Source organism: Cellulomonas sp. HZM (assembly GCF_000708885.1).
Lineage (GTDB): Bacteria > Actinomycetota > Actinomycetes > Actinomycetales > Cellulomonadaceae > Cellulomonas.
Genome location: NZ_JEOE01000019.1, coordinates 23,360 through 45,864 on the forward strand (window position 1 = coordinate 23,360; position 22,505 = coordinate 45,864).

The 22,505-nt window shown below is 74.1% G+C and carries 21 protein-coding genes; 4 read left to right on the forward strand and 17 right to left on the reverse strand.

Going from position 1 to position 22,505, the window contains the following annotated elements; all coding sequences use genetic code 11:
- Positions 1-53 precede the first annotated feature (53 nt).
- From AW16_RS0111230 to rpmE, 6 genes are all read right to left on the reverse strand, one after another.
- On the reverse strand, positions 54-566 hold the full coding sequence (locus AW16_RS0111230) for a hypothetical protein (protein ID WP_051681882.1): 513 nt from the start codon (positions 564-566) through the stop codon (positions 54-56).
- On the reverse strand, positions 563-1,726 hold the full coding sequence (locus AW16_RS0111235) for an MraY family glycosyltransferase (RefSeq protein WP_029290431.1): 1,164 nt from the start codon (positions 1,724-1,726) through the stop codon (positions 563-565). The genes AW16_RS0111230 and AW16_RS0111235 overlap by 4 nt, the downstream gene beginning before the upstream one ends.
- Positions 1,723-2,370, reverse strand: coding sequence for an L-threonylcarbamoyladenylate synthase (locus AW16_RS0111240; protein ID WP_029290433.1), 648 nt, complete (start codon positions 2,368-2,370; stop codon positions 1,723-1,725). The genes AW16_RS0111235 and AW16_RS0111240 overlap by 4 nt, the downstream gene beginning before the upstream one ends.
- Positions 2,367-3,281: a peptide chain release factor N(5)-glutamine methyltransferase gene (gene prmC / locus AW16_RS0111245; RefSeq protein ID WP_029290434.1), complete on the reverse strand. Its 915-nt coding sequence runs from the start codon at positions 3,279-3,281 to the stop codon at positions 2,367-2,369. Before prmC ends, AW16_RS0111240 begins: the two co-directional genes overlap by 4 nt.
- Positions 3,278-4,366 carry a peptide chain release factor 1 gene (gene prfA, locus AW16_RS0111250; protein WP_029290436.1) on the reverse strand — a complete coding sequence of 363 codons (1,089 nt, stop codon included), beginning with the start codon at positions 4,364-4,366 and terminating at the stop codon, positions 3,278-3,280. Before prfA ends, prmC begins: the two co-directional genes overlap by 4 nt.
- Before the next feature lie 126 nt (positions 4,367-4,492).
- Positions 4,493-4,705, reverse strand: a complete 213-nt coding sequence (gene rpmE, locus AW16_RS0111255) for a 50S ribosomal protein L31 (RefSeq protein WP_029290437.1) — start codon at positions 4,703-4,705, stop codon at positions 4,493-4,495.
- A gap of 151 nt (positions 4,706-4,856) precedes the next feature.
- Here rpmE and AW16_RS0111260 point away from each other — a divergent pair, with 151 nt between their 5' ends.
- From AW16_RS0111260 to AW16_RS0111275, 4 genes are all read left to right on the forward strand, one after another.
- Entirely contained in the window at positions 4,857-5,996 is a 1,140-nt protein-coding gene (locus AW16_RS0111260) for a glycosyltransferase family 4 protein (protein ID WP_231496029.1), read from the forward strand.
- A gap of 76 nt (positions 5,997-6,072) precedes the next feature.
- Positions 6,073-7,461 (forward strand): mechanosensitive ion channel family protein, encoded by a 1,389-nt coding sequence (locus AW16_RS0111265; RefSeq protein ID WP_081861614.1) that lies wholly within the window; start codon positions 6,073-6,075, stop codon positions 7,459-7,461.
- A gap of 163 nt (positions 7,462-7,624) precedes the next feature.
- Positions 7,625-7,798, forward strand: a complete 174-nt coding sequence (locus AW16_RS0111270) for a hypothetical protein (protein WP_156044144.1) — start codon at positions 7,625-7,627, stop codon at positions 7,796-7,798.
- 103 nt (positions 7,799-7,901) lie between these two features.
- The gene (locus AW16_RS0111275) at positions 7,902-8,111 is read left to right on the forward strand and encodes a hypothetical protein (protein WP_156044145.1); all 210 of its coding nucleotides are present in this window, start codon (positions 7,902-7,904) and stop codon (positions 8,109-8,111) included.
- 73 nt (positions 8,112-8,184) lie between these two features.
- On the opposite strand, the gene rho is transcribed toward AW16_RS0111275, so the two are convergent.
- The 11 genes from rho to AW16_RS0111335 form a co-directional block, all read right to left on the reverse strand.
- Positions 8,185-10,218, reverse strand: coding sequence for a transcription termination factor Rho (gene rho / locus AW16_RS0111280; protein WP_255347059.1), 2,034 nt, complete (start codon positions 10,216-10,218; stop codon positions 8,185-8,187).
- Positions 10,219-10,508: 290 nt separating this feature from the next.
- A complete protein-coding gene (gene thrB / locus AW16_RS0111285; RefSeq protein WP_029290443.1) occupies positions 10,509-11,447 on the reverse strand; it encodes a homoserine kinase in 939 nt (312 codons plus the stop codon).
- Positions 11,448-11,451: 4 nt separating this feature from the next.
- Positions 11,452-12,522: a threonine synthase gene (gene thrC / locus AW16_RS0111290; RefSeq protein ID WP_029290444.1), complete on the reverse strand. Its 1,071-nt coding sequence runs from the start codon at positions 12,520-12,522 to the stop codon at positions 11,452-11,454.
- Positions 12,522-13,832 (reverse strand): homoserine dehydrogenase, encoded by a 1,311-nt coding sequence (locus AW16_RS0111295; RefSeq protein ID WP_029290445.1) that lies wholly within the window; start codon positions 13,830-13,832, stop codon positions 12,522-12,524. The genes thrC and AW16_RS0111295 overlap by 1 nt, the downstream gene beginning before the upstream one ends.
- A gap of 79 nt (positions 13,833-13,911) precedes the next feature.
- Positions 13,912-15,009 (reverse strand): WxL protein peptidoglycan domain-containing protein, encoded by a 1,098-nt coding sequence (locus AW16_RS0111305; RefSeq protein WP_051681884.1) that lies wholly within the window; start codon positions 15,007-15,009, stop codon positions 13,912-13,914.
- 83 nt (positions 15,010-15,092) lie between these two features.
- Positions 15,093-16,742: an HtaA domain-containing protein gene (locus AW16_RS0111310; RefSeq protein WP_029290446.1), complete on the reverse strand. Its 1,650-nt coding sequence runs from the start codon at positions 16,740-16,742 to the stop codon at positions 15,093-15,095.
- An 82-nt stretch (positions 16,743-16,824) separates the two neighbouring features.
- A complete protein-coding gene (locus AW16_RS17770) occupies positions 16,825-18,156 on the reverse strand; it encodes an HtaA domain-containing protein (RefSeq protein WP_156044146.1) in 1,332 nt (443 codons plus the stop codon).
- A complete protein-coding gene (locus tag AW16_RS0111320) occupies positions 18,153-19,343 on the reverse strand; it encodes a hypothetical protein (protein ID WP_029290448.1) in 1,191 nt (396 codons plus the stop codon). Before AW16_RS0111320 ends, AW16_RS17770 begins: the two co-directional genes overlap by 4 nt.
- Positions 19,340-20,170, reverse strand: a complete 831-nt coding sequence (locus AW16_RS0111325) for a heme ABC transporter ATP-binding protein (protein WP_081861615.1) — start codon at positions 20,168-20,170, stop codon at positions 19,340-19,342. Before AW16_RS0111325 ends, AW16_RS0111320 begins: the two co-directional genes overlap by 4 nt.
- Positions 20,167-21,189 (reverse strand): FecCD family ABC transporter permease, encoded by a 1,023-nt coding sequence (locus AW16_RS0111330; RefSeq protein ID WP_369794783.1) that lies wholly within the window; start codon positions 21,187-21,189, stop codon positions 20,167-20,169. Before AW16_RS0111330 ends, AW16_RS0111325 begins: the two co-directional genes overlap by 4 nt.
- Before the next feature lie 62 nt (positions 21,190-21,251).
- Positions 21,252-22,361 carry a hemin ABC transporter substrate-binding protein gene (locus AW16_RS0111335; RefSeq protein ID WP_051681885.1) on the reverse strand — a complete coding sequence of 370 codons (1,110 nt, stop codon included), beginning with the start codon at positions 22,359-22,361 and terminating at the stop codon, positions 21,252-21,254.
- Positions 22,362-22,505 lie beyond the last annotated feature (144 nt).

The following is a 22,505-nucleotide window of genomic DNA, read 5'->3' on the forward strand; positions in this document are numbered from 1 at the left end:
GCGTAGCGGCTCATCGTCGCGCCGGCGGCCGTCGTGGTCGGAGGAAGCCTAACCTATGAAACGGCCGGTCCTGACCCGCCGTTCTCGCCCGCACGCCCGCTCGGATCGAGCCCGGGGACGGGGTCCGCGTCGACGTACGGGATGCGCGCGCGCTGGACCGCGCGCAGGTCCAGGACTGCCGAGCCGAGGACCCCCGCAAGGAGCACCGCCGCGAGCACCGCGTGGTCGTAGAAGTCGAGTCGCGCGAGCACCGCCAGCGCGATGAACACCACGACGATCTTCACGAGCCACGCGCCCATGACGAGCATCGCGGTGTGGGTCGGCGACGTGTTGACCGAGCGCAGCACCGAGATCACCGTGGTGCCCGAGAAGACGAGCGCGAGGGCGACGCCGAGCAACGCTCCCCACACGCCCTTCGAGCCGGACACGGCCCAGCCGATGCCCACACCGAGCACCAGCAGGATGCCGAGCAGCCACAGCATGTCCCGCAGCGCGCGGCGGAAGGCTTCGCCGGCTGCGCTCTCGCTCAGCGGCGGCTGGGCCGGGGAGGCGAAGGGCTGTGTCATCGGGCGTTCTCCGGGGTGCTGGTCGGGGCGCTGGTCGGGAGCTGCTGCTCGACAGGAGCCGCGGCTGCGGGCGGGCGCGGGCGTCCGCGCAGCGGACCGAGGGTCAGGACGAGCGCGAGCGCGACGCCCGCGACGAGCAGCCACGCGACGACCGTCGACGAGACCACCACGAGCGCCGCGACGCCGAAGGCGATCACGGCCGTCCAGACGTACATGATGACGACCGCGCGCCGGTGCGAGTGCCCGAGCCCGAGCAGCCGGTGGTGCAGGTGCATGCGGTCGGGGTGGAACGGCGACTTGCCCTGACCGAGCCTGCGGACCATCGCGAGCGCCATGTCGAGCAACGGCAGCAGGAGGACCGCGAACGGCAGCAGCATCGGCAGGAACGCGGGGAACGACGCGCGCTCGGACACCGACTCAGGGTCGATCTGCCCCGTGACCACGACGGCCGCGGCCGAGAAGACGAACCCGAGCAGCATCGCGCCCGAGTCGCCCATGAAGATACGCGCCTTGTACACGTTGTGCGGCAGGAAGCCGACGCACGCTCCCACCATCACGGCGAGCACGAGAGTCGCGAGGCTCGCGTAGTCGGAGCTCGTCGACTTCGTCAGCAGGTACGAGTAGAGCAGGAACGCGGTGCCGCCGATCGCGAGGACGCCCGCCGCGAGCCCGTCGAGCCCGTCGACGAAGTTCACGGCGTTCATCGCGATGACGACGGTGAGCACCGTCAGGAACGTCCACATGCGCGTCGAGCCGACCGTCACGCCGCCGATCGGCAGCTGGTAGAGCTGCACGCCCTGCCACGCGAGGAAGCCCGCGGCGAGCACCTGGCCCATCAGCTTGGTGAGCCAGTCGAGGTCCCAGATGTCGTCGGCCACGCCGAGCGCGCACACGAGCGCCGCTCCCCCGACGATCCCCACGATCGGGCGCGGGTTGTCGTACACGGCCGAGAGGAACGGCAGGCGGCTCGCCATCACGATCGCGACCGCGATGCCCGCGAACATCGCCATCCCGCCGAGCCGCGGCGTCGGCACGGCGTGCACGTCCCGGTCGCGCACCGCGGTGATCGCACCCCACTTCAGGGCGCACCAGCGGGCCAGCGGCGTCGTGAGGTAGGCGACCGCGGCGGCGAGCAGCAGGACGAGCAGGTAGACCCTCACCCGGCGGCCTCCACGTGCGCGACCGCGCGCAGCTCGTCGAGGGTGATCGCGCCGGCGCGCACGAGGCGCAGCGTCGTGCCGGTCGCGTCGACGATGCTCGAGGCGACCCCGCCCGGGGCCGCTCCCGCGTCGAGGTAGACGTCGACCGAGTCGCCGAGCTGGGCGTGGGCGTCGGCGGCGTCGAGCGCTGCGGGCGACCCGGTGCGGTTGGCGCTCGAGACCGCCATCGGCCCGGTGCGCCGCAGCAGCGCGATCGCCGTGTCGTGGTCCGGGACGCGCAGCGCCACCGTGCCCGCCGTCTCCCCCAGGTCCCACGCGAGCGACGGCTGCGCGCGCACGATGATCGTGAGCCCGCCGGGCCAGAACGCCTCCGCGAGCGCGTGCGCCGCGTCGGGCACGCCGTCGGCCAGCCCCGCCATCGTGCCGACCTCGGGGATCAGCACCGGCGGGGGCATCTGGCGGCCGCGGCCCTTCGCGTCGAGCAGCGCCTGCACGGCCGCGGGCGCGAACGCGTCGGCCCCGATGCCGTAGACGGTGTCGGTCGGCAGCACGACGAGCGCGCCGCGGTGCACGGCGTTGACGGCCTCGTCGATCGCCGGGCCCCAGCTCGTCGGGTCGCCGGCAGGCAGGATGCGCTGGTTCACGGCTGCGAGTCTTTCACGCCGTCCCGTGAGCCCCGGCGAGCGACGAGCATGCGGGACCGGCCCGTGAGGTCGGGCTCGGTCCGGATGTCGACGAACGCGCCGGTGGCGGCCGCGTCGGCGCGCGCAGCGGCGCGCTGCACCTCGGCATGCTCCATGACGAGAAGCCCGCCGTCACGCAGCAGCCGTGCGGCGGCGGCGAGCACCGCACGCGGGATCTCGAGGCCGTCGGAACCGCCCCCGTACAGCGCGAGGTCGGGATCGTGGTCGCGGACCTCGGGGTCGATCGGCACCTGGTCCGGGGGGATGTACGGCGGGTTCGCGACGACGACGTCGACCGTGCCGTCCAGGTCGGCGAGCAGGGCGTCGTCGCGCACGTCGCCGACGACCGCGTCGAACCGCTCGTCGGGCACGCCCGCGCCGCGTGCGTTGCGCAGCGTGAGGTCGACGGCCTGGGGCGAGAGGTCCACGGCCCGCACGCGCGAGGTCGGGACCTCCGCGGCGAGCGACACGGCGATGCCCCCGGCGCCGCAGCACAGCTCGACGACGAGCGGCGTGCGCGTGCCTGCGACGAGTGCCGCCTCGTCGATCGCGACCTGCGCGACGACCTCGGTCTCGGGCCGCGGCACGAAGACACCGGGCTCCGCGACCATCGTCAGGTGCCGGAACCACGCACGCCCGGTGATGTGCTGCAGCGGCTCGCGCGCGCGGCGCCGTTCGACGAGCTCGGCGTACCGCACCCCGAAGCCCTCCGGCACCGCCGGCGCGACGACCAGCTCGAGCCGGTCGAGCCCGAGCACGAACGCCGCGAGCTCGGTCGCGTCGACGCGCGGCGAGGCGACGCCCGCCTCCGCCAGCACGCGCGCGGCACCCTCGACGTACGCGCGCAGGGTCGGTGCGCCGGCGTCGCTCACTGGTCCGCGGCCGCCGCGAGCCGCGCCGCCTCGTCGGTGCTGATCGCGGACTCGACCACGGGACCGAGGTCGCCCGCGAGCACCTGGTCGAGGTTGTAGGCCTTGTAGCCCGTGCGGTGGTCGGCGATGCGGTTCTCGGGGAAGTTGTACGTGCGGATCCGCTCGGAGCGGTCCACGGTGCGCACCTGCGAGCGGCGCGCCTCGCTCGCGGCAGCAGCGGCCTCCTCCTGGCGTGCGGCGAGCAGCCGGGCGCGGAGCACGCGCATCGCCTGCTCGCGGTTCTGCAGCTGCGACTTCTCGTTCTGCATCGACACGACGATGCCCGTGGGCACGTGCGTGATGCGCACCGCCGAGTCGGTGGTGTTGACCGACTGGCCGCCCGGGCCCGACGAGCGGTAGACGTCGATGCGCAGGTCGTTCTGGTCGATCTCGACCTCGCCCTCGTCCTCCACCTCGGGAAAGACGAGCACGCCCGCGGCCGAGGTATGGATGCGGCCCTGCGACTCGGTCACGGGCACGCGCTGGACGCGGTGCACGCCGCCCTCGTACTTCAGGTGCGCCCACACGCCGTCCTCGGGGGCGACCGTGCCCCGAGCCTTCACGGCGATCTGCACGTCCTTGTAGCCGCCCAGGTCCGACTCGGTGGAGTCGAGCACCTGCGCCGACCAGCCCATCCGCTCGGCGTAGCGCACGTACATGCGCAGCAGGTCGGCCGCGAACAGCGCGGACTCCTCGCCGCCCTCGCCGGCCTTGACCTCGAGGATCACGTCGCGCGCGTCGTCGGGGTCGCGCGGGATGAGCACCGCACGCAGCCGCGCCGCCGCCTCGTCCTGCGCTGCGCGCAGCGCGGGGAGCTCGGCGGCGAACGAGGCGTCCTCGTCGGCCAGCTCGGCGGCGGCCTCCGCGTCGTCCTGCGCCGACTGCCACGCGCGGTAGGCACCGGCGACGCGGCTGAGCTCGGCGTAGCGGCGGCCGAGCGTGCGGGCGCGGCTCGCGTCCGCGTGCACCGCGGGGTCCGCGAGCTGCGCCTCGATCTGCTCGTGCTCGGCGAGCAGCGGCTGGGCGGCAGCGAACGCCTCGCTCACGGTGGACCTCCAGGCGGCGGGTGACCCGGGCGCCGACGGCACCCGGGAACGACGCAGCGCCGGTGCTCGCGCGGACACTGCCATGGAGGGCAGTCGTCCGCGCCGGGCACCGGCGCTGCGAGGGTGCTAGTCGGCCTTCTTGCCGTAGCGCGCCTGGAACCGGGCCACGCGGCCGCCGGTGTCGAGGATCTTCTGCTTGCCCGTGTAGAACGGGTGGCAGGCGCTGCAGACGTCGGCGTGGATCTTGCCGCTCGTCACGGTGCTGCGGGTGACGAACGTGTTGCCGCAGGTGCACGTGACCTCGGTGACCACGTACTCCGGGTGGATGTCAGACTTCACGGGGATCTCCTCGTTCGGGGTGTCTCCGGGTCCCGCACGTGACTCGCGCAGGTGAACCGCAGATCAGCGGAACATTCTGCCAGAACCGCGGCGAGGTCCGAAATCTTCCCGTGGCCCCCACCCCTGGTTCCTACGATGGCACCCCCGACGCTTGGAGGACCTCTTGCCGCGCACGCTCGTCGTGACGAACGACTTCCCGACCCGTCAGGGCGGCATCGAGGCCTTCGTCTCCGCGCTGTGCGACCGGTTCCCCGCCGGCGAGGTCGTCGTGTACACCGCCTCGATGCCCGGCGACGACGAGTACGACGCCGCGCTCCCCTACCCGGTGGTGCGCGACCGCTCGTCGATGCTGCTGCCCACGCGACGCGTCCGCCGCGACGTGGTCGCCGCGTTCCGCGAGCACGGCTGCGACCGCGTGCTGTTCGGCGCCTCGGCCCCCCTGGGACTCCTGGCCCCGGCGCTGCGCGAGGCGGGCGCCGAGCGCGTGGTCGCGATCACGCACGGGCACGAGGTCTGGTGGGCGCGCGTGCCGGTGATGCGATCCCTGCTGCGGCGCATCGGCGACTCGGTGGACGTCCTGACCTACATCTCCGGCTGGTGCCGGGACCAGATCGCGCGCGGCCTGTCCCCCGCGGGCCGCGCCCACCAGCAGCGGCTCGCGCCGGGCGTCGACTCGGCGCGCTTCTACCCGGGCTGCGGTGGCGACGAGGTGCGCGCGAAGCTCGGGCTCGAGGGAGCGCCGGTCGTGGTGTGCGCGGCGCGGCTCGTCGCGCGCAAGGGCCAGGACCAGCTGGTCGCCGCGTGGCCCGCGGTGCTCGAGAAGGTCCCCGGCGCGCACCTCGTGGTCGTCGGCGACGGCCCGCACCGGGCCGCGCTCGACAAGCAGGTCGCGGCGCTCGGGCTCACCTCTGCGGTGACGTTCACCGGGCCGGTGCCGTGGGCGCAGATCCCGCCGTACTTCGACGCGGCCGACGTGTTCGCGATGCCGTCGCGCACGCGCATGCTCGGGCTCGAGCCGGAGGGGCTGGGGATCGTGTTCCTCGAGGCGGCCTCGTGCGAGAAGCCCGTGGTCGTGGGGCGGTCCGGCGGGGCGCCCGACGCGGTCGACGACGGCGTCACCGGGTACGTCGTGGACCCGCGCTCGCCCGCCGAGATCGCCGAGCGTGTCGTCGAGCTGCTGACCGATCGCGACAAGGCGCGCGAGATGGGTCGCCTGGGGCGCGAGCGCGCGCAGCGGGACTGGCAGTGGGACGACATCGCCGCGCGCTGCCGGGAGTACCTCGAGGCGTGAGGCTGCTCACGCGGCCCCGTTCGAGCGCGCGGCCTCGTCGTGACGCGGCGGCAGGTGCCTGTCTAGCCTGGCGCCGATGCCTCTTCTCTCCACGCTCCTGACCGCCGCCCCCAGCCCCACCCCGTCACCCACCCCCGTCGCCGAGCAGGTCGCCTCGGGCGCGTGGGACGTGCTGCGTCCCGTGCTCGCGGTCGCGCTCGGCGTCGTCGTCGCGCTCGTCGTCTCGAGCGTCGTGGGCGCCCTGGTCCGACGCGCCGGACGCGGCTCTCGGCTGACCGCCGACCTGTCCCGGCGGGCGCACGCGCCGTTGCGGGTGGTTCTCGTGGTCGTCGCGAGCTGGGTCGCCGTGCGTGTGGCCGCCGACCCCTCGACGTGGCGGCGCGCAGTCGAGCACGGGCTGCTCGTCGCGCTCATCGGTGCGATCGCGTGGCTCGTCGGGAGCCTCGCGTTCGTCCTCGAGGACCAGGCGGTCGAGCGCTACCGCACCGACGTGCCCGACAACCGCCACGCGCGGCGCGTGCGCACGCAGGTGCAGGTGCTGCGCCGGCTCACGGTCGCGGTGCTCGCGGTGTGCGCGGTCGCCGCGATGCTGCTGACGTTCCCCGGCGCCCGTGCGCTCGGGGCGAGCGTGCTCGCGTCGGCGGGGCTCATCTCGATCGTCGCCGGGCTCGCGGCCCAGAGCTCGCTCGCGAACGTCTTCGCCGGCATGCAGCTGGCGTTCACCGACGCGATCCGCGTGGACGACGTCGTCGTGGTCGAGGGCGAGTGGGGGCGGATCGAGGAGATCACGCTGACCTACGTCGTCGTGCACGTGTGGGACGACCGGCGCCTCATCATGCCGTCGACGTACTTCACGACGACGGCGTTCGAGAACTGGACCCGCCGCGACGCGCACCTGCTGGGCACCGTGGAGCTCGACGTCGACTGGCGCGTCCCCGTGCCGCAGATGCGTGCCGAGCTGACGCGGCTGCTCGAGAGCACCGAGATGTGGGACCGACGCGTGGGCGTCCTGCAGGTGACGGATGCCGTGAACGGGGTGGTCCGCGTGCGGGCGCTGGCGAGCGCCGCCGACGCGCCGACGCTGTTCGACCTGCGGTGCCACGTGCGCGAGGGCCTCGTCGCGTGGGTGCGCGACGTCGCGCCGCAGACCGCGCCGCGCACGCGATGGACGTCGGCGGACGACGAGCCGGCGCCGGTCGTCGCCGCGTCGCCCGGCACCCCGTCGCCCGGCACCGCGACCGTGGCCACGCCGGCTTCCGGGCCTGCCTCCGCGACCATCTCGGAGCCGACCTCCACGGCGGCCGAGCCGGCACCCCCGACGGACGCGACCGCCGTCATCACCGCTGCGCCGGGGGACGCCCGGCTGTTCACGGGGAGCTTCGACGCGATCGAGCGGTCGCGGGACTTCCAGGGCCCGGGACAGGACGCGATCGACGAGCGCGAGGAGCACGCCGACCGGTCGTGAGCGACCCGGCGTACATGCAGGTCAGGCCGCGTTCCACCGCACCTGTCTCGCGATATGGACGTCGCGGGGTCACCCGTCGCCCTTCACCCGGTCCACCGCTCGGTGCGGAGGACCATCGAGGCACCCCACCTCACCGAGGAGCTGAGCACCGATGACGGTGTGCATGCACGTCTACCGCGGAGACCCCGACGGACGGACGCCCGAACCCGGGACCCACATCACCCGCACCTACGTGTGCGTCCGCTGCGGACGCCACCGCCGCTACGTGCAGGACTGGCCGCAACGCGCCACTGCCCCGCTGCAGTCGGCCGGCATCTACCACATGCGCGTGGTGTGACGAGAGTCACCTGACTCGTCCTCGACGGACGCGAGACACTCGCGCCACGCACGGTCGCCCGTGCTCGCTCACCCACGACAGTCGTCGTCCCCGGAAGGCCGTGGTGTCGGTACCGCTCGTACGCAACGTCGTCGTCGACGGCACCACGTTCGCCCTGACGATCCTGCCCGGAGGCGGTGAGGGCGCGACGCAGATCGGCAGTCCCCTCGCCGGTCGTGGCTTCGCGATCAGCCACAGCGACGGCACGCTCCTGACTCAGGACGAGTGGCTGGAACGGATCCGGGCCTGGCTCACGCAGGTCGACGACGGATGATGCCCCCGCGCGAGACCTGACGGCCCCGCGACGCGGTGTGCCGGCGCACGCCGACACACCGCGAAGCAACGGGTCAGACGTGCTTGCCGACCGCGTCCTCGGCACCGGGGTGCAGGGGGCCGGTCGTCTTCTGCACCTGGAGCAGGAACTCCACGTTCGACTTGGTCTCCCGAAGCTTGCCGACGAGCAGCTCGATCGCCTGCTGCTGGTCGAGCGCGCCCATGACGCGACGCAGCTTGTAGATGATCTTCAGCTCGTCGTTCGACATGAGGATCTCCTCGCGGCGCGTGCCCGACGCGTTGACGTCGACCGCCGGGAAGATGCGCTTGTCCGCGAGCGAGCGCGACAGGCGCAGCTCCATGTTCCCCGTGCCCTTGAACTCCTCGAAGATGACCTCGTCCATCTTGGAGCCGGTCTCGACGAGCGCCGAGGCGAGGATCGTCAGCGAGCCGCCGTTCTCGATGTTGCGTGCCGCGCCGAAGAACTTCTTGGGCGGGTACAGCGCCGACGCGTCGACGCCACCGGACAGGATGCGGCCCGAAGCCGGTGCGGCCAGGTTGTACGCGCGCGACAGGCGGGTGAGCGAGTCGAGCAGCACGACGACGTCCTGACCCAGCTCGACCAGGCGCTTGGCCCGCTCGATGGCGAGCTCGGCGACGATCGTGTGGTCGGACGCGGGCCGGTCGAAGGTCGAGGCGATGACCTCGCCCTTCACCGTGCGCTGCATGTCCGTGACCTCCTCGGGGCGCTCGTCGACGAGCACGACCATGAGGTGGACCTCGGGGTTGTTCGCGGTGATCGCGTTGGCGATCTGCTGCATGATGATCGTCTTGCCGGCCTTGGGCGGCGCGACGATGAGGCCGCGCTGGCCCTTGCCGATCGGTGCGACGATGTCGATCACGCGGGGCGTGATGCGCGTCGGGTCGTCGATCTCGAGGCGCAGCCGCTCCTGCGGGTACAGCGGCGTGAGCTTGGTGAAGTCCGGCCGCTGGCGCGCCTCGTCGGGCGTCTGGCCGTTGACCGAGTCGAGCCGCACGAGCGCGTTGATCTTGCTCGGGCGGTTGCCCTGCTGCTGCGGCACCTGCTCGCCCTCGCGGGGCTGGCGGACCGCACCCGTGATCGCGTCGCCGCGGCGGAGACCCGCACGCTTGACCTGGTTGAGCGAGACGTAGACGTCGTTGGGGCTCGGCAGGTAGCCCGTGGTGCGGACGAACGCGTAGCTCTCGAGCACGTCGAGGATGCCCGCCACGGGCAGCAGCACGTCGTCGTCGGCGACCTCGATCTCGTCGAGACCCGCGAGGTCCGGGCCGTTGCCGCCACGGCCACGGCCGCGCTTGCGGTCACGGTCGCGGTAGCGGTCGCGCGAGCGGCGACGACGGCCGGTGCCGTCCTCGTCGCCGTCCTGCGCCTGGTTCTGGCCCTGGTTCTGGCCCTGGTTCTGGGCCTGAGGCTGGTTCTGGTTGGAGTTCTGGGCCTGGCCCTGGCGCTGCTGGCGCGGCTGGCCGTCGTCGGCGCGCTGCTGCCCGTTCTGGCCGTTCTGGCGACGCTCGTCCTCGCCCGCCTGCGGCGCGCCCGCGCCACGTGCGGAGCGGCGCGAGCGGCGCTCACCGGTCACGTCCCCGACCGCGTCCGCCGCACGCGCGGCGCGGTCGTCGCGGTCGTCGGGGTGGCCCTTGCCGTCGGCCTTGGCGTCGAGCTTGGCGTCCAGCGCGGCCTCGAGGCCCGCGAGCGCGTCACCGCGGCGCTGCGGCTGCTGCTCCCGTGCGGGGCGGTCCGTGGAGCGCTCGGTCGTGTGGTCGGTGGTGCGCTCCGCGCGGGGGGCCCGGGCGGTCTCGTCCGCGGGCGCAGTCGTCGCGTCGGGCGCGGTGCTCACGCTCTCGTTCGCACCAGCGGCGCGGGTCGCGCGACGACGCGCGGGCGCCTCGGCGACGGCGACCGCCTGGTCGCGGCGCTCGTCGAGCGCGCTCGGGCGCGAGGAACCGCCGCGGGCGGCCTGGATCGCACTCACGAGGTCGCCCTTGCGCATCTTGGAGGTGCCCTTGACCCCCAGTCCCGTCGCCATGGCCTGCAGCTCGGGCAGTCGCAGCGCGGAGATGTTGTCTGTCACGAAGGATCCTTCCCCCTCGTTCGGCGGCCGGTCCGCACAGCGGATCTCGGCCTACGTCCGGTCACGACGACCAGGACGGAGATGGAAGCCTCAGGTGCTGCTCAGGACGACGTCCGTGACGTCAGCGCACCCGGGCTGGAAGATGCTCCCGGCCGATCGGCTCCGCAGGAGTCCGGCCACCTCGACGGTGCGAGAAGGGCGCGGAAACCGGAGGATCGAGCTCCGGGGAACGGCTCGAGGATACCACTGTGGACCACTCGTCCAGCTCACTGCCGCCACCTGGGCCGGTTTCACCCGTTCGCCGCGGCAACGATCTCGACGCCGCCGTGGGCGACCGCGAGCGGGAGCACGCGCCAGCCGCCCATGGCGCCGCCGAAGGCCGCGGCGATGGCCTCGTCGGCATCGGTCCCGCCACCCTCGAGGCGACGCGCGAGAGCCAGCACCGTGGGTCCGGCACCCGAGACGACGGCCGCCACACCGGCGGACCGCAGCGCGTCGACGAGCGCGAGCGAGTGCGGCATGACCGAGCGGCGGTACTCCTGGTGGAGCGTGTCGACCGTCGCGTCGAGCAGCAGCTCGGGGCGGCGTCCGAGGGCCTCGACGAGCAGCGCGGCACGGCCGGCCTGCTGCGCCGCGTCGGCGTGCGGGACGGTCGGGGGCAGGACGCCGCGGGCGGCCTTGGTCGACAACGTCGTCGGCGGGATCACGACCACCGGCGCGACGTCCGGGTGCACGTCGAGCGGGACCGCACGCACACTGCCGGTGCCGCCCCACGCGAGGGTCGCCCCGCCCAGGATCGCCGGTGCGGCGTTGTCCGGGTGACCCTCGAGCTCGGTGGCGAGCGCGAGCAGCACGTCGTCGGACAGCGCCTGCGGCTCCGCGACGAGGCCACGCGCCGCGGCGAGACCGGCGACCACAGCGGCGGCCGACGACCCGAGGCCGCGACCGTGCGGGATCCGGTTGTGGCACACCAGGTGCAGCCCGGACTGCGGCGCCCCGGCGTGGTCCAGCCCGGCCCGCAGCGCCTGCACGACGAGGTGCCGCTCGTCGTCCGGGACCTCGCCCGCGCCCTCGCCCGTGACGTCGACGACGACATCCGGAGAACCGAGCGCCCGCACCTCGACGTCGTCGTGCAGCGCGAGCGCCAGGCCCAACGCGTCGAACCCGGGCCCGAGGTTCGCGCTCGTGGCCGGCACCCGCACGCGGACGCGGTCCGCACCCAGGCGCACGACGTCAGTCCAGGCCGAGCGCGGAGGCGATCGACACGACGTCGGCGCTGATGCGCTCGGGGCGCACCTCCTCGCCGTCGAGCGTGCGCAGGGCCCACTGCGGGTCCTTGAGACCGTGACCCGTGACCGTGATGACGATGCGCGCACCCGACGGCACGCGGCCGGCCTCGGCCATCGCCAGCAGCCCGGCGACGCCCGAGGCGGACGCGGGCTCGACGAACACGCCGACCTCGGCCGACAGCACGCGGTGCGCCGCGAGGATCTGCTCGTCGGTCACGGCCTCGATGATGCCGCCCGACGTGTCGCGCGCCTCCTCGGCCTGCCTCCAGGACGCGGGGTTGCCGATCCGGATGGCGGTGGCGATCGTCTCGGGCTCGTCGACCGGGAAGCCGCGCACGATGGGTGCGGCGCCGGCGGCCTGGAAACCCCACACGACGGGGGTGCGGGACGCGGTGCCGTCCGCCGCGTACTCGCTGAAGCCCTTCCAGTACGCCCTGATGTTGCCGGCGTTGCCGACGGGCAGCACGAAGACGTCCGGTGCGTCGCCGAGCGCGTCGCAGATCTCGAACGCACCGGTCTTCTGGCCCTCGATGCGGTCAGGGTTCACCGAGTTCACGAGCTCGACCGGGTACGCCTCGGCGAGCTTGCGCGCGGCGATCAGGCAGTCGTCGAAGTTGCCGTCGACCTGCAGGAGCCTCGCACCGTGCGCGACGGCCTGGCTGAGCTTGCCCATCGCGATCTTGCCGTCGGGGACGAGCACGGCGCACGTCATGCCGGCGCGCGTCGCGTACGCGGCCGCGGACGCCGAGGTGTTGCCGGTCGAGGCGCACACGACCGCCTTGGCGCCGCGTGCCGCGGCGGCCGACATCGCGGTGGTCATGCCGCGGTCCTTGAACGACCCGGTCGGGTTCATGCCCTCGACCTTGACGTAGACCTCGGCACCGACGCGGTCGGACAGCGCGGGCGCGGCGACGAGCGGCGTGCCGCCCTCCCCCAGCGTCACGACGTGCGTGCGGACGTGCTCGGGCAGGCGGTCGGCGTACTCGGCGATGACGCCGCGCCACTGGTGGGCCATCAGGCTCCTTCGACTCGCAGGACGGACACGACGGCGTGGACCACGTCCAGGCCGGCGACGGCCTCGACGGTGCCCGCGAGCGCTCGCTCGCTCGCCGCGTGGGTGGTGATGAGCAGTCGCGCGACGCTCTCGTCGGCCGCGCCCGTCTGCCGGACCGCCTCGATCGAGACGTCGTGGCGCGCCAGCTCGGCGGCGACCTGCGCGAGCACGCCCGGCTGGTCACGCACCTCGAGGCGCACCTGGTAGCGGGTACGGGCCTCGTCGGCCGGCAGCACGGGCAGGTCCGCGTACGACGACTCGACGGGACCCCGCCCGCCCAGCACGCGGTGCCGGGCCGCGGACACGACGTCGCCGAGCACGGCCGACGCGGTGGGCGCGCCGCCCGCACCGCGTCCGTAGAACATGAGCTCGCCCGCCGCCTCGGCCTCGACGAACACCGCGTTGAACGCGCCCCGCACGCCTGCGAGCGGGTGGTGCGCCGGCACGAGCGACGGGTGGACGCGCACCTGCACGCCCTGCGTGCCGTCGGCCGCGGTGTTGCGCTCGGCGATCGCGAGCAGCTTGATGACGTGACCGCTCGCGGCGGCCCACGCGACGTCGTCGGCCGACACGCCCGTGATGCCCTCGCGCTGGACGTCGTCGATCGAGACGCGCGTGTGGAACGCGAGGCTCGCCAGGATCGCGGCCTTCGCGGCGGCGTCGAAGCCCTCGACGTCGGCCGTCGGGTCCGCCTCGGCGTACCCGAGCGCCTGCGCCTCCTTGACCGCCTGGTCGAGATCGAGCCCGTCCGTGGCCATGCGGTCCAGGACGTAGTTGGTGGTGCCGTTGACGATGCCCAGCACGCGCCGGACGTGGTCACCGGCGAGGGACTCGCGCACCGGGCGGACGATCGGGATGGCACCCGCGACGGCCGCCTCGAAGTAGAGGTCGACCCCCGCGTCGTCGGCCGCCGCGTACAGCGTGGGCCCGTCCTGCGCGAGCAGCGCCTTGTTGGCGGTCACGACGGACGCGCCGTGCTCGATCGCGCGCAGGATGAGCGTGCGCGCGGGCTCGATCCCGCCCATGACCTCGACCACGACGTCGGCCCGCGCCACGAGGCCCTCGGCGTCGGTGGTCAGGAGCGCCGGGTCGACGCCCTCGCGCGGTGCGGCCAGGTCGCGCACCGCGATGCCGACGAGCTCCAGCCGGGCGCCCGCGCGCGCGGCGAGGTCGTCGGCCTGCTCCGTGAGGAGCCTGGCCACGTGGCTGCCGACGACACCGCAGCCCAGCAGGGCGACCCTCAGGGTGTCGGGTCGGGTCGGGTCGGGCACGAAGGCACCTCCGGGACGGTGGGACGGCTGGCCCACAGGATAGGGCGCCCCCGCTCCCCGCCCGTGCGGCTGTCCACGGTCAGGCGTCCGCCCGTGCGTCGCCGTTCGGCACGTCCGGCGCGTCCCGCGCTTCCGGCGCGTCCCGCGCGTCCCGCGCTTCCGGCGCGTCCGGCGCTTCCGGGTCCGGCGCGTCCCGCCCGGTCCCCGGCGTCGCGCCACGGCGTCCGCGGCGCCAGCCGACGACCACCGCCCCCGCGACGACGAGGACGACGAGCGCGAGCAACGTCCATGGCACGGCCCACGTCGATCCCTCGACGACGACCGTGGGCAACGTCGCACCGCCGACGCCGACCCCCTCGGGGAAGACGTCCGCGCGCCCGTCGATCCGCACCGCCGGCCACACGCCGCTGATCTCGACGCTCTGCTCGAGCACGCTCCCCGCGATGAGCTCGGGCGTCTCTGCGCGGTCCGCCGCGGTGCGCAGCACGCCACCCGGGCCCTGCACCTGCGCCGTCTGCGCCGCGGCGACGCGCGTGTTGCCGGTGTTCCTCAGCTCGTAGCGCAGCGTGACCGAGCCCGGGGCGAACGGGTTCCAGCTCTGGTGGTACTCGACGCGCAGGTCGGTGGCTGCCACCGCGGGCGACAGCTCGCCCGCGACGCGCACGTGCATGCGCGAGCCCAGCCGGCTGTCGAGCGCGACCGGCGAGCCGTCCTGTGCCGAGCGGAACGACGTCACCACGCCGCCCGAGTGGTCCCCCGGTGTCGCGTCCTTCGGCACCTCGAGCGTGAACGGCACGGTGGTGCTCGCTCCGGCCTTCAGCGTGATCTCGTCGTCGTCGAGGTGGACCCACGCGCCGACGTCCTTCGACGGCTCGCCGGCGGGCAGCAGGTCGAGCTGGCCCGACGACGTCGTGAACGCGTCGGCGGCGTACACCGCGAGCGTGAGGGCCGTCGGCGTCTTGTTCGTCACGACGATCGCGTCGTGGACCGTCTGCCCGGGCTCGACCGAGTACCCGAAGTTGGGCCGGCCGGTGCCGAGGTCGCCGTCGGCGGGCGCGACGGCCCACTGGACGGTGCCGTCGTCGGCGGCCGGTGCCATGACGGGGACAGCCGCGGCTGCCGGTGTCCCGACGAGCGCGGCGGCGAGGCCGACGACGAGTGCGGCGAGCGGGCGCACGGGGGGTCCTTCCTTCGGGGGCGTGCACGGGCCACGGCCGGCCGGGAGGTCCCGACCGGCCGCGGCCGTCCTGCGTGGTCGGGTCAGCTGAGCGCGGTGAGCGTCAGCGTCGACGTGTAGCTGCCCGGCTTGGCGTCGGCCGGCGCGAGCAGGTCGAGCGTCGCACCGACGTCGACCGTGCCGAGCGCGTGGCCCGCAGCACCGGACACGAGCGTGCTCGACGCCTTGAGCCCGTTGCCCGTGCCGGGTGCGACGGTCGCGCCTGCGACGGCCCCGACCGAGTTCGCGCTGAGCTTCGGCGTCCAGCCGAGCGCCTGGCCACCGAACGAGCCGGAGCCGTCGGCCGCGAGGAAGCTGCCGGCCTGGCCGGAGATCGAGAACGCCGGGGCGCCGTCGCGCGTGTCCTTCACGACGATCGCCGGGAGCTGGCCCGACGCGGTGAAGCCCGCCGCGGTGGAGGTGGCCGTGCCGAGGCTCACCGAGCCCGAGCCGCCGATGGTCCACGAGAACTCGCCCGGGTCCGGGGTGACCGGCGTCTCGGGGACCTCGACGCCGACGTTCACGTCGCCGGCGAACGTCACGGGCACGAACAGCTCCTGTGCCGCGTTGGCGGCCGCGCCGCCCGCCGCGTACACGTAGATGCCGTAGTTGCCGCTCGTCGCGGTCGCCTTCTTGACGTCCACCTGCGCGGTGAACGAGCCGTCCGCGGCGAGCTCGACGAGCGCGGCCGCCTGCGACGGGTAGTCCGTCGCGACCTGCGTGAGCGATGCCGCCGGCAGCGCCCACTTCTGGCTCGTGATCGGACGCGCCGACGACGACGCACCGGCGGACGGCCGCCACACGTCGGCGAAGCGGCCGAACGTCACGTAGACACCGGTCGGCTGACCGACCGTGACGGGCACGCGCGTCGACACGTTGGCGTCCGGCTTGAAGCCGGTGCCCGTGACGGTCACCGTCTCGGTGCCCGCGGGGTCGAAGCCAGAGGTCTTCGACACCGTGATCTTGGGGGTCCATGCCTGAGCGACCGCGGCGAGCGACGTCGACAGCGTGAAGTCGTCGAGCGCGTCGCCGGTGTTCAGGAAGCCCTGCAGCGCGGCGGAGCCCGCGGCGCTGAGCGTGACGCCCGAGCCGGAGACGGTCACGGCATCGCCGGTCTCGGTCACCTGGGCCGACGCGACGTCACCGATGACGATGTCGTCGCCGCCGTACGTGCCCGGCGTGTACCCGAGCGCGGTCCCGGACTCGGGGATGACGACCGACAGGTCGCCCTCGAGCTTCGCGGTGCCGCCGGAGACGACGACCGCGACGTCCTTGACCGTCACCGTGAACGCGTGCGACGGGAAGTGGAACACCGCACCGCCCGCGCTCTCGACGCGCAGGTCGTCGTCCGACGTGTACGAGCCGCCCTGCACGGGCAGGTGGTACGGGAGCGTCTCGTTGGGGCTCGACGTGCTGGCGGGCCACGCCGGCGTGCCCGCCGTGTCGAACGTCGCCGGGTCGAGCAGCGTGATGCGCTGGCCGACGGCCACGGCACCGACCGGCGGGAGCGCCGCGATCTGCTGGCCGACGTAGTTGCGGAAGCTGTTGCGGAAGCCCCAGTCGAGGGTCCCTTCCGCCTTGACGTCGCGGGAGTCCGCGGCGCTCGCGGGCATCGCGGCGACGGCGCCGCCGACGATCGCGAGCACGCCTGCGGCGGCGACGGCGCGACCGGCCCAGCCGGATCGTGTTGTCACGTTCTCGTGTCCTCTCGGTGGGGGTGAGAGCCGGTTCGGACCGGCCGGAATGAGGTTAGCCTTACCTAATCCTGATGGGAAGTCATGTCCGCGATCCGGTCCACGGCGGCACGATCCAGCCACGCCACGTCCCGATCGCGGCGACCACGGCCAGCAGCGCGAGGGCACCGAGCCCGCCGAGGAGCAGCGGGTCCTGCGCCGAGAGCCAGCTCACGGCGGCACCCGCCGCGGGGATGAGGCCCGGGGTCGCGGCCGCGAAAGTCGCCGCCGCGGTCGCCGGGAACACACCCGGTGCGACGGCCCCGCCGTCCAGGCCCGGGGTGACCGGCGTGCTCGACGTCGGGCCACCGCCGCTCGAGCCGCCACCGCCCGAGCCGCCACCGCCCGAGCCGCCGTCGCCCCCGGGAGTGGTCCCGGTCGGCTCGGGCGTCGGCTGCGTCACGGGGTCGCCCGTACCGCCCGGGTCCCCCGTGCCTGGCTCGGGGTCGGTCGTCGGCGGCGCGACCGACTGCGACGCGTCGTAGCTCACGTACACGGGGAGCGGGGTCTTGAACCGGTCCCGCTCACCGCCGCTCGTGTACCAGTACGCCGACTGCCCGGTCTCGACCTGCAGGTCGACGAAGTCCTGCGGGAACGCACCCCAGTAGTCGGAGTTCGCCGCCGTCCGCCGCGCCTGGGGCGTCGCCGAGCCGGTGTCGACGCGCACGCCCACGTAGTCCGGCGTCTCGACGATCCCGGTCGAGCCGAGGTCGACGTGCTCGAAGGTCGCGAGCTTCACCTCCCGCTCCTCGAGCGGTTGCCACGACGACGCGTCCTCGCGGTCGGCCCCGTACCCGCTCGCGGTCGCCGTGAGCGTGCCCACGCCACCCTTGACCGTCAGCACCGGGTCGGTCGCCGACCAGTACGTGAGGCCCCCGTAGAACGCGACCGTGAACGAGCCGCGCCACGCGATCCGGGCGGTCCCCTTGCGCTGGTCGACCGTCCCGGTCCCGCCGTCGACGACGACCTCGCTCTCGGTGCTCGGCGACGTCGTCGACGCGGTCACGGCCTTGCCGTCGCGGTCGAGGCACCGCGTCGCCCAGGTCGCGAGCGTCGGTCGGCCCGCGCTGTCGGGCTTCTGGATCCGCACCGAGCCCGAGGTCGAGCGGTAGAAGCCGTCGGCGGCCGTCCAGGCGCGCGACGACCCCGTGTCGCCCGCGACGCCCGCGGACAGGAAGTGGCAGCCGAACGCGTACGAGCCGCTGCTCGCCTCGCGGGTCAGCCCCCAGCGCAGCTCGGCGTCCTTGACCGTGAGGACGCCCGAGCGCGGGATCTCGACCTGGACGTCGACGCCCTTGCCGACCGACGGCGCGGCCGCGACGAGCAGCGCCATGCCGGCCGCCGCGAGCGCGGCACCGATCCTGCGGGCTCTCATGGGCGCACCGCCCGCGACGACGATCGGCGGCGACGGGCGGCGACGGCCCCCGCGACGACGAACCACAGCAGCGCGAGCGCCGCGACGACGACGCCGATCGCGACCGGGGACACGCCCGGGCCGTGCGACTCCTGCGCGGCGTTGGCCGCGGCGGCCGCGGTCACGGGGTCCGCGATCGCCTGGAACTCGACCTGCGCCTTCTTGCCCGACGCGGCGCCCGTCAGGGTGAACGCCTGGGTCCCGGGCCGCAGCGTCGCCGGGAGCTGCAGCACGCCCGCGACCTCGCCCTGCGCGCCCGCGGTCAGCGGTCCCACGGCCGCCTGGCCCCCGACGAGCGAGCCCACGACCTGCTCCCCCGGTGTGAACGCCTGCCCCGTGAAGCCGATCACGCGGCCGACGACGACCGTGCGCTGGTCGACGCCCACGGTCGCGGGCGCGTCGCTCGTGACAGGCGTGCCCGTGGCGGCGCCGTCGGCCGTGGACTCGCCTGCGGGTGCCGTCGAGCCGCTCGTCGGCGACGTGGCCGATTCGGTCGTCGTGCCGTTCCCGGTCGTCGTGCCGTTACCGGTCGAGGAGCCGGAGGAGGTGCCCGACGAGCCCTTCGACCCCGTGGAGCCCGGCGAGGCGAACCGCACAGGCGTGAACGACTCGTTGCTCGCGTTGACCACGCCGTGTGCGCCGATCGTGATGACCCCGCAGGTCACCTCGCGGCAGTCGACGGTGCGCACCTTCCCGTCCCGGTCCGCCGCGCGGAACGTCGGTCCCGGCACGGTCAGGGTCGTCGACCACGCCCCCGACGCCGACACCGTCCCGCCGTTGGCGGCGGACGCGGTGTCCGAGCCGGGGAACGCGACGAAGCGCTGGTAGCCGTGGTTCGACTTCTGCTCCGAGTCGGGGACGTACCGGTAGTCGGTCCCCGTCACGCCACCCTTGCTGGGGCGCCACGAGCCGCCCGAGGGGTCGTCGACCCAGCCGAAGAAGACGTAGATGCCGCCGAAGCCGCCCTTGACGGACTGGAAGCCCGAGCCGGAGACCTTGAACGTCGTCGGCCCGCTGCTGCTCGCCGTCGCGCCCGACGGACCGGTCACGCTCACGCGGCCCGCGGCCTGCGCGGGGGTCGCGAGAGGAAGGACGAGTGCGGCCGCCGCGAGGCTCGCGCCCAGCAGCGTCCGGACGGCGGGCCTCATCGGTTCTCCTCCGTGGTGGTCGGCGGGGTGGTGCGCGGGGTGTGCGGTTCGGGCTGCGACCGCACCGGCAGGACGACGAGCTCGTCGGTCCCGTGCCGGCGGGTCACCTCGATCGGGTGGCGGTACACGTCGCTCAGCAGGTCGGCGGTCAGCACGTCGTGCGGGGAGCCGTCGCCGCGCACGCGGCCCTCGTCGAGCACGACGACCCGGTCCGCGTAGGCGGCGGCGAGCGTGAGGTCGTGCAGCACGACGACGACGCTCGCACCGACCCGCGCGCGCGAGCGCGCCTCGGTCAGCAGCGCCTCCTGGTGGCGCACGTCGAGCGCGGCGGTCGGCTCGTCGAGCAGCAGGACCCCGGGCTCCTGCGCGAGCGTCCGCGCGAACGAGGTCCGCGCCTTCTCGCCGCCGGACAGCGTGGGGTACCTCCGCGCCGCGAGGTGCGCGACGTCGGCGGTCGCGGCCGCGAGCGCGACCACGGCGTCGTCGTCGTCCTCGCGCTGCGTGCCGCGCCAGGGCGCGCGGCCCATGCGGATGACGTCGTCGACCTCGAACGGGAACGAGAGGCGGTTCTCCTGCAGCAGGACGGCGCGCCGACGCGCGAGCTCGTCGAGCCGCATCGCCGCGACGGCGACGCCGTCGAGCTCGACCGTGCCCGCCGTCGGTGCGGTGTCCCCCGCGAGCACCGCGAGCAACGTCGACTTGCCTGCGCCGTTGGGCCCGACGAGCGCGACGAGCTCGCCCGCCGCGACGTCGACGTCGACGCCGTCGAGCACGACGACCGGACCGAACGCGACGCGCACGCCGCGCGCACGCAGCACCGCGCTCATGCCCAGCCTCCCGCGCTGCGACGCGTGCGCCGGATCAGCCAGAAGAAGAAGGGCCCGCCCACGAGCGCGGTGAGCATCCCGATCGGCAGGTCGGCGTACGGCACGGCGGTGCGCGCGACGAGGTCCGCGCCGAGCAGCAGCACCGCACCGCCGAGCGCGGACGCCGGCACGAGCACGCGGTGGCCGGGCCCGACGGCCATGCGCACGAGGTGCGGCACGACGAGGCCCACGAACGCGATGACGCCGCAGAACGCGACCGCCGCGGCGGTCAGCAGCGCGACCAGCACGATGCACACCAGGCGCAGCCGCTCGACGTCCACGCCGAGGTGCCGCGCAGAGCGCTCGCCGAGCGCGAGCAGGTCGAGCCTGCGGGCGGTGGTCATGGCGCCGACGATGCCGACGAGCACGAGCGGCGCGACGACGGCGACGTACGGCCAGCGCGTGCCGTTGAGCGACCCGAGCTGCCAGAACACGATCTGCTCGCGCGCCTGGGTGTCGCCGAGGAACGTCAGCAGCGCGAGTGCGGCGCCGGCCACGGCGTTGACCGCGACGCCGGTGAGGACGAGCGTGACGACCTCGGTGCGGCCGTTCTCCCGCGCGGTCGCGTACACGAGCAGCGTGGTGAGCAGGCCCCCGACGAACGCGAGCAGCGCGACGGTCCAGGACCCCACGAACGTCCAGCCCAGCACGATGACGAGGCACGCCCCGACCGCGGCACCCGAGCTCACGCCGACGACGCCCGGCTCGGCGAGCGGGTTGCCGAACACGCCCTGCATGAGCGCACCCCCGGTGGCCAGCGCGGCCCCGACGAGCATCGCCATGACGACGCGCGGGAACCGGATGGTCCACAGCGCGGCGTCGCCGTTGGGGTGGCTCGGCACGGGGCCGATGTCGAGGCCCAGGTGGTGCAGGACCGAGCCGACCACCTCGGCGGGGGGCACGTCGAGCTGGCCCGCTCCCGCGGAGACGATCGCGAGCACGACGAGCGCGACGACCAGGCCACCGAACAGGTAGGGCACCCGTGAGCGCCTGCGCGCGGTCGTCGACGGCGGCGCCATCCGAGGCCGCGCGGCCGTGACCGTCACGCGTGCGTCCCGGGTGCGTAGAGCGCGACCGCGAGCGCGTCGAGCACGTCGGCGGTGGTCGGCCCGAACGAGAGGATCTCGGTGTCGTCCATGTCGACGATGCGGCGCTTCTCCCCCGCGGGGGTCTGCGCGACCGCGGGCAACCGCTCGAGCAGCCCGTCGACGCCACCGACCGACTCCAGACCGTGCGTCATCACGAGCACCACGTCCGGCGCGGCCTTGACCATCGCCTCGTCGTTGATCGGCTTCATGCCGTCCCAGCCGATCTGGGACGCGACGTCCACGGCACCGAGCGCGTCGATGAGCGAGTCGGCGCCGGACTCCTTGCCGAACAGGTAGTAGACGCCGGCCTGGCCTCGCACGTAGAGGAACATGACGCGCAGCCGGTCGGACTTCTCCTGCGGTGCGATCTTCGCGATCTGCGCGACCTTGGCCGCGATGTCGTCATGCGTGCGCTGCGCGAGCTTCTCGCCCACGTCGTGCACGCCCAGCGCGTCGGCCACGGCCTGGACGAGCTTCCCGGCCGAGTCCACGTCGCGGTGCGGGTCCACGACGACCACGGGTATCCCGGCGTCGCGCATCTGCAGGACGACGTCCCACGGGCCGAGGCTCGTGTCGGTGATGATCACGGTCGGCGCGAGCTCGAGGATCGCCTCGCCGTCGAGCTCGTGGCCATTGGCGGTGACGAGCGGCTTGTCCTTGATCTCGGCGAAGGCCGACGAGGTGTCGCGCCCGACGACGTGGTCGCCGAGGCCCAGCTCGTAGACGATGCGCGACGTCGAGCCGTAGATGTCGAGCGCGAGGACACGGCTGGTGTCGGTGACGGTGACCGACGTGCCCTGGGCGTCGGTCACGGTGGCGGGCAGCGTCGCGTGCGGGTCGTCGGCCACGGGATGCAGTGCGGCGTCGGCGAGCACCGCGGTGCTCGGGCCGGTGGCGGCCTTGGGGTCGGGGACCGGCGTCACGTCCGCGAGCAGCGCGCCGCCCGACGCGGCGCCGTCCCCGCTCGCCGCGGCGCCCCCACCGCACGCGGCGAGCGAGGCCGCGACCAGCGCCACGGTCAGCGCGGACGCGAGGGCTCGGACGGCGCGGGCGGGCACGCTCATGCGGGGACGACCTCCACGGGGGACACGGATGATCCGGTGCTCGAGGCACCCACCCCGGCGAAGGTGATCCTAACCTAAGCAAGCGTTGCCTAACCTCGCCGTCTGGATGGCAGGACGGGCCTGCACGGACCTGTACGCCCCCGG

What these genes read in the sequence shown, in the direction of transcription:
- AW16_RS0111230 (WP_051681882.1), bottom strand. Translation starts at nt 566, where the DNA reads ATGACACAGCCCTTCGCCTCCCCGGCCCAGCCGCCGCTGAGCGAGAGC.
- AW16_RS0111265 (WP_081861614.1), top strand. Translation starts at nt 6,073, where the DNA reads ATGCCTCTTCTCTCCACGCTCCTGACCGCCGCCCCCAGCCCCACCCCG.
- AW16_RS0111270 (WP_156044144.1), top strand. Translation starts at nt 7,625, where the DNA reads ATGCACGTCTACCGCGGAGACCCCGACGGACGGACGCCCGAACCCGGG.
- thrC (WP_029290444.1), bottom strand. Translation starts at nt 12,522, where the DNA reads ATGGCCCACCAGTGGCGCGGCGTCATCGCCGAGTACGCCGACCGCCTG.
- AW16_RS17770 (WP_156044146.1), bottom strand. Translation starts at nt 18,156, where the DNA reads ATGAGAGCCCGCAGGATCGGTGCCGCGCTCGCGGCGGCCGGCATGGCG.
- AW16_RS0111320 (WP_029290448.1), bottom strand. Translation starts at nt 19,343, where the DNA reads ATGAGGCCCGCCGTCCGGACGCTGCTGGGCGCGAGCCTCGCGGCGGCC.
- AW16_RS0111325 (WP_081861615.1), bottom strand. Translation starts at nt 20,170, where the DNA reads ATGAGCGCGGTGCTGCGTGCGCGCGGCGTGCGCGTCGCGTTCGGTCCG.
- AW16_RS0111335 (WP_051681885.1), bottom strand. Translation starts at nt 22,361, where the DNA reads ATGAGCGTGCCCGCCCGCGCCGTCCGAGCCCTCGCGTCCGCGCTGACC.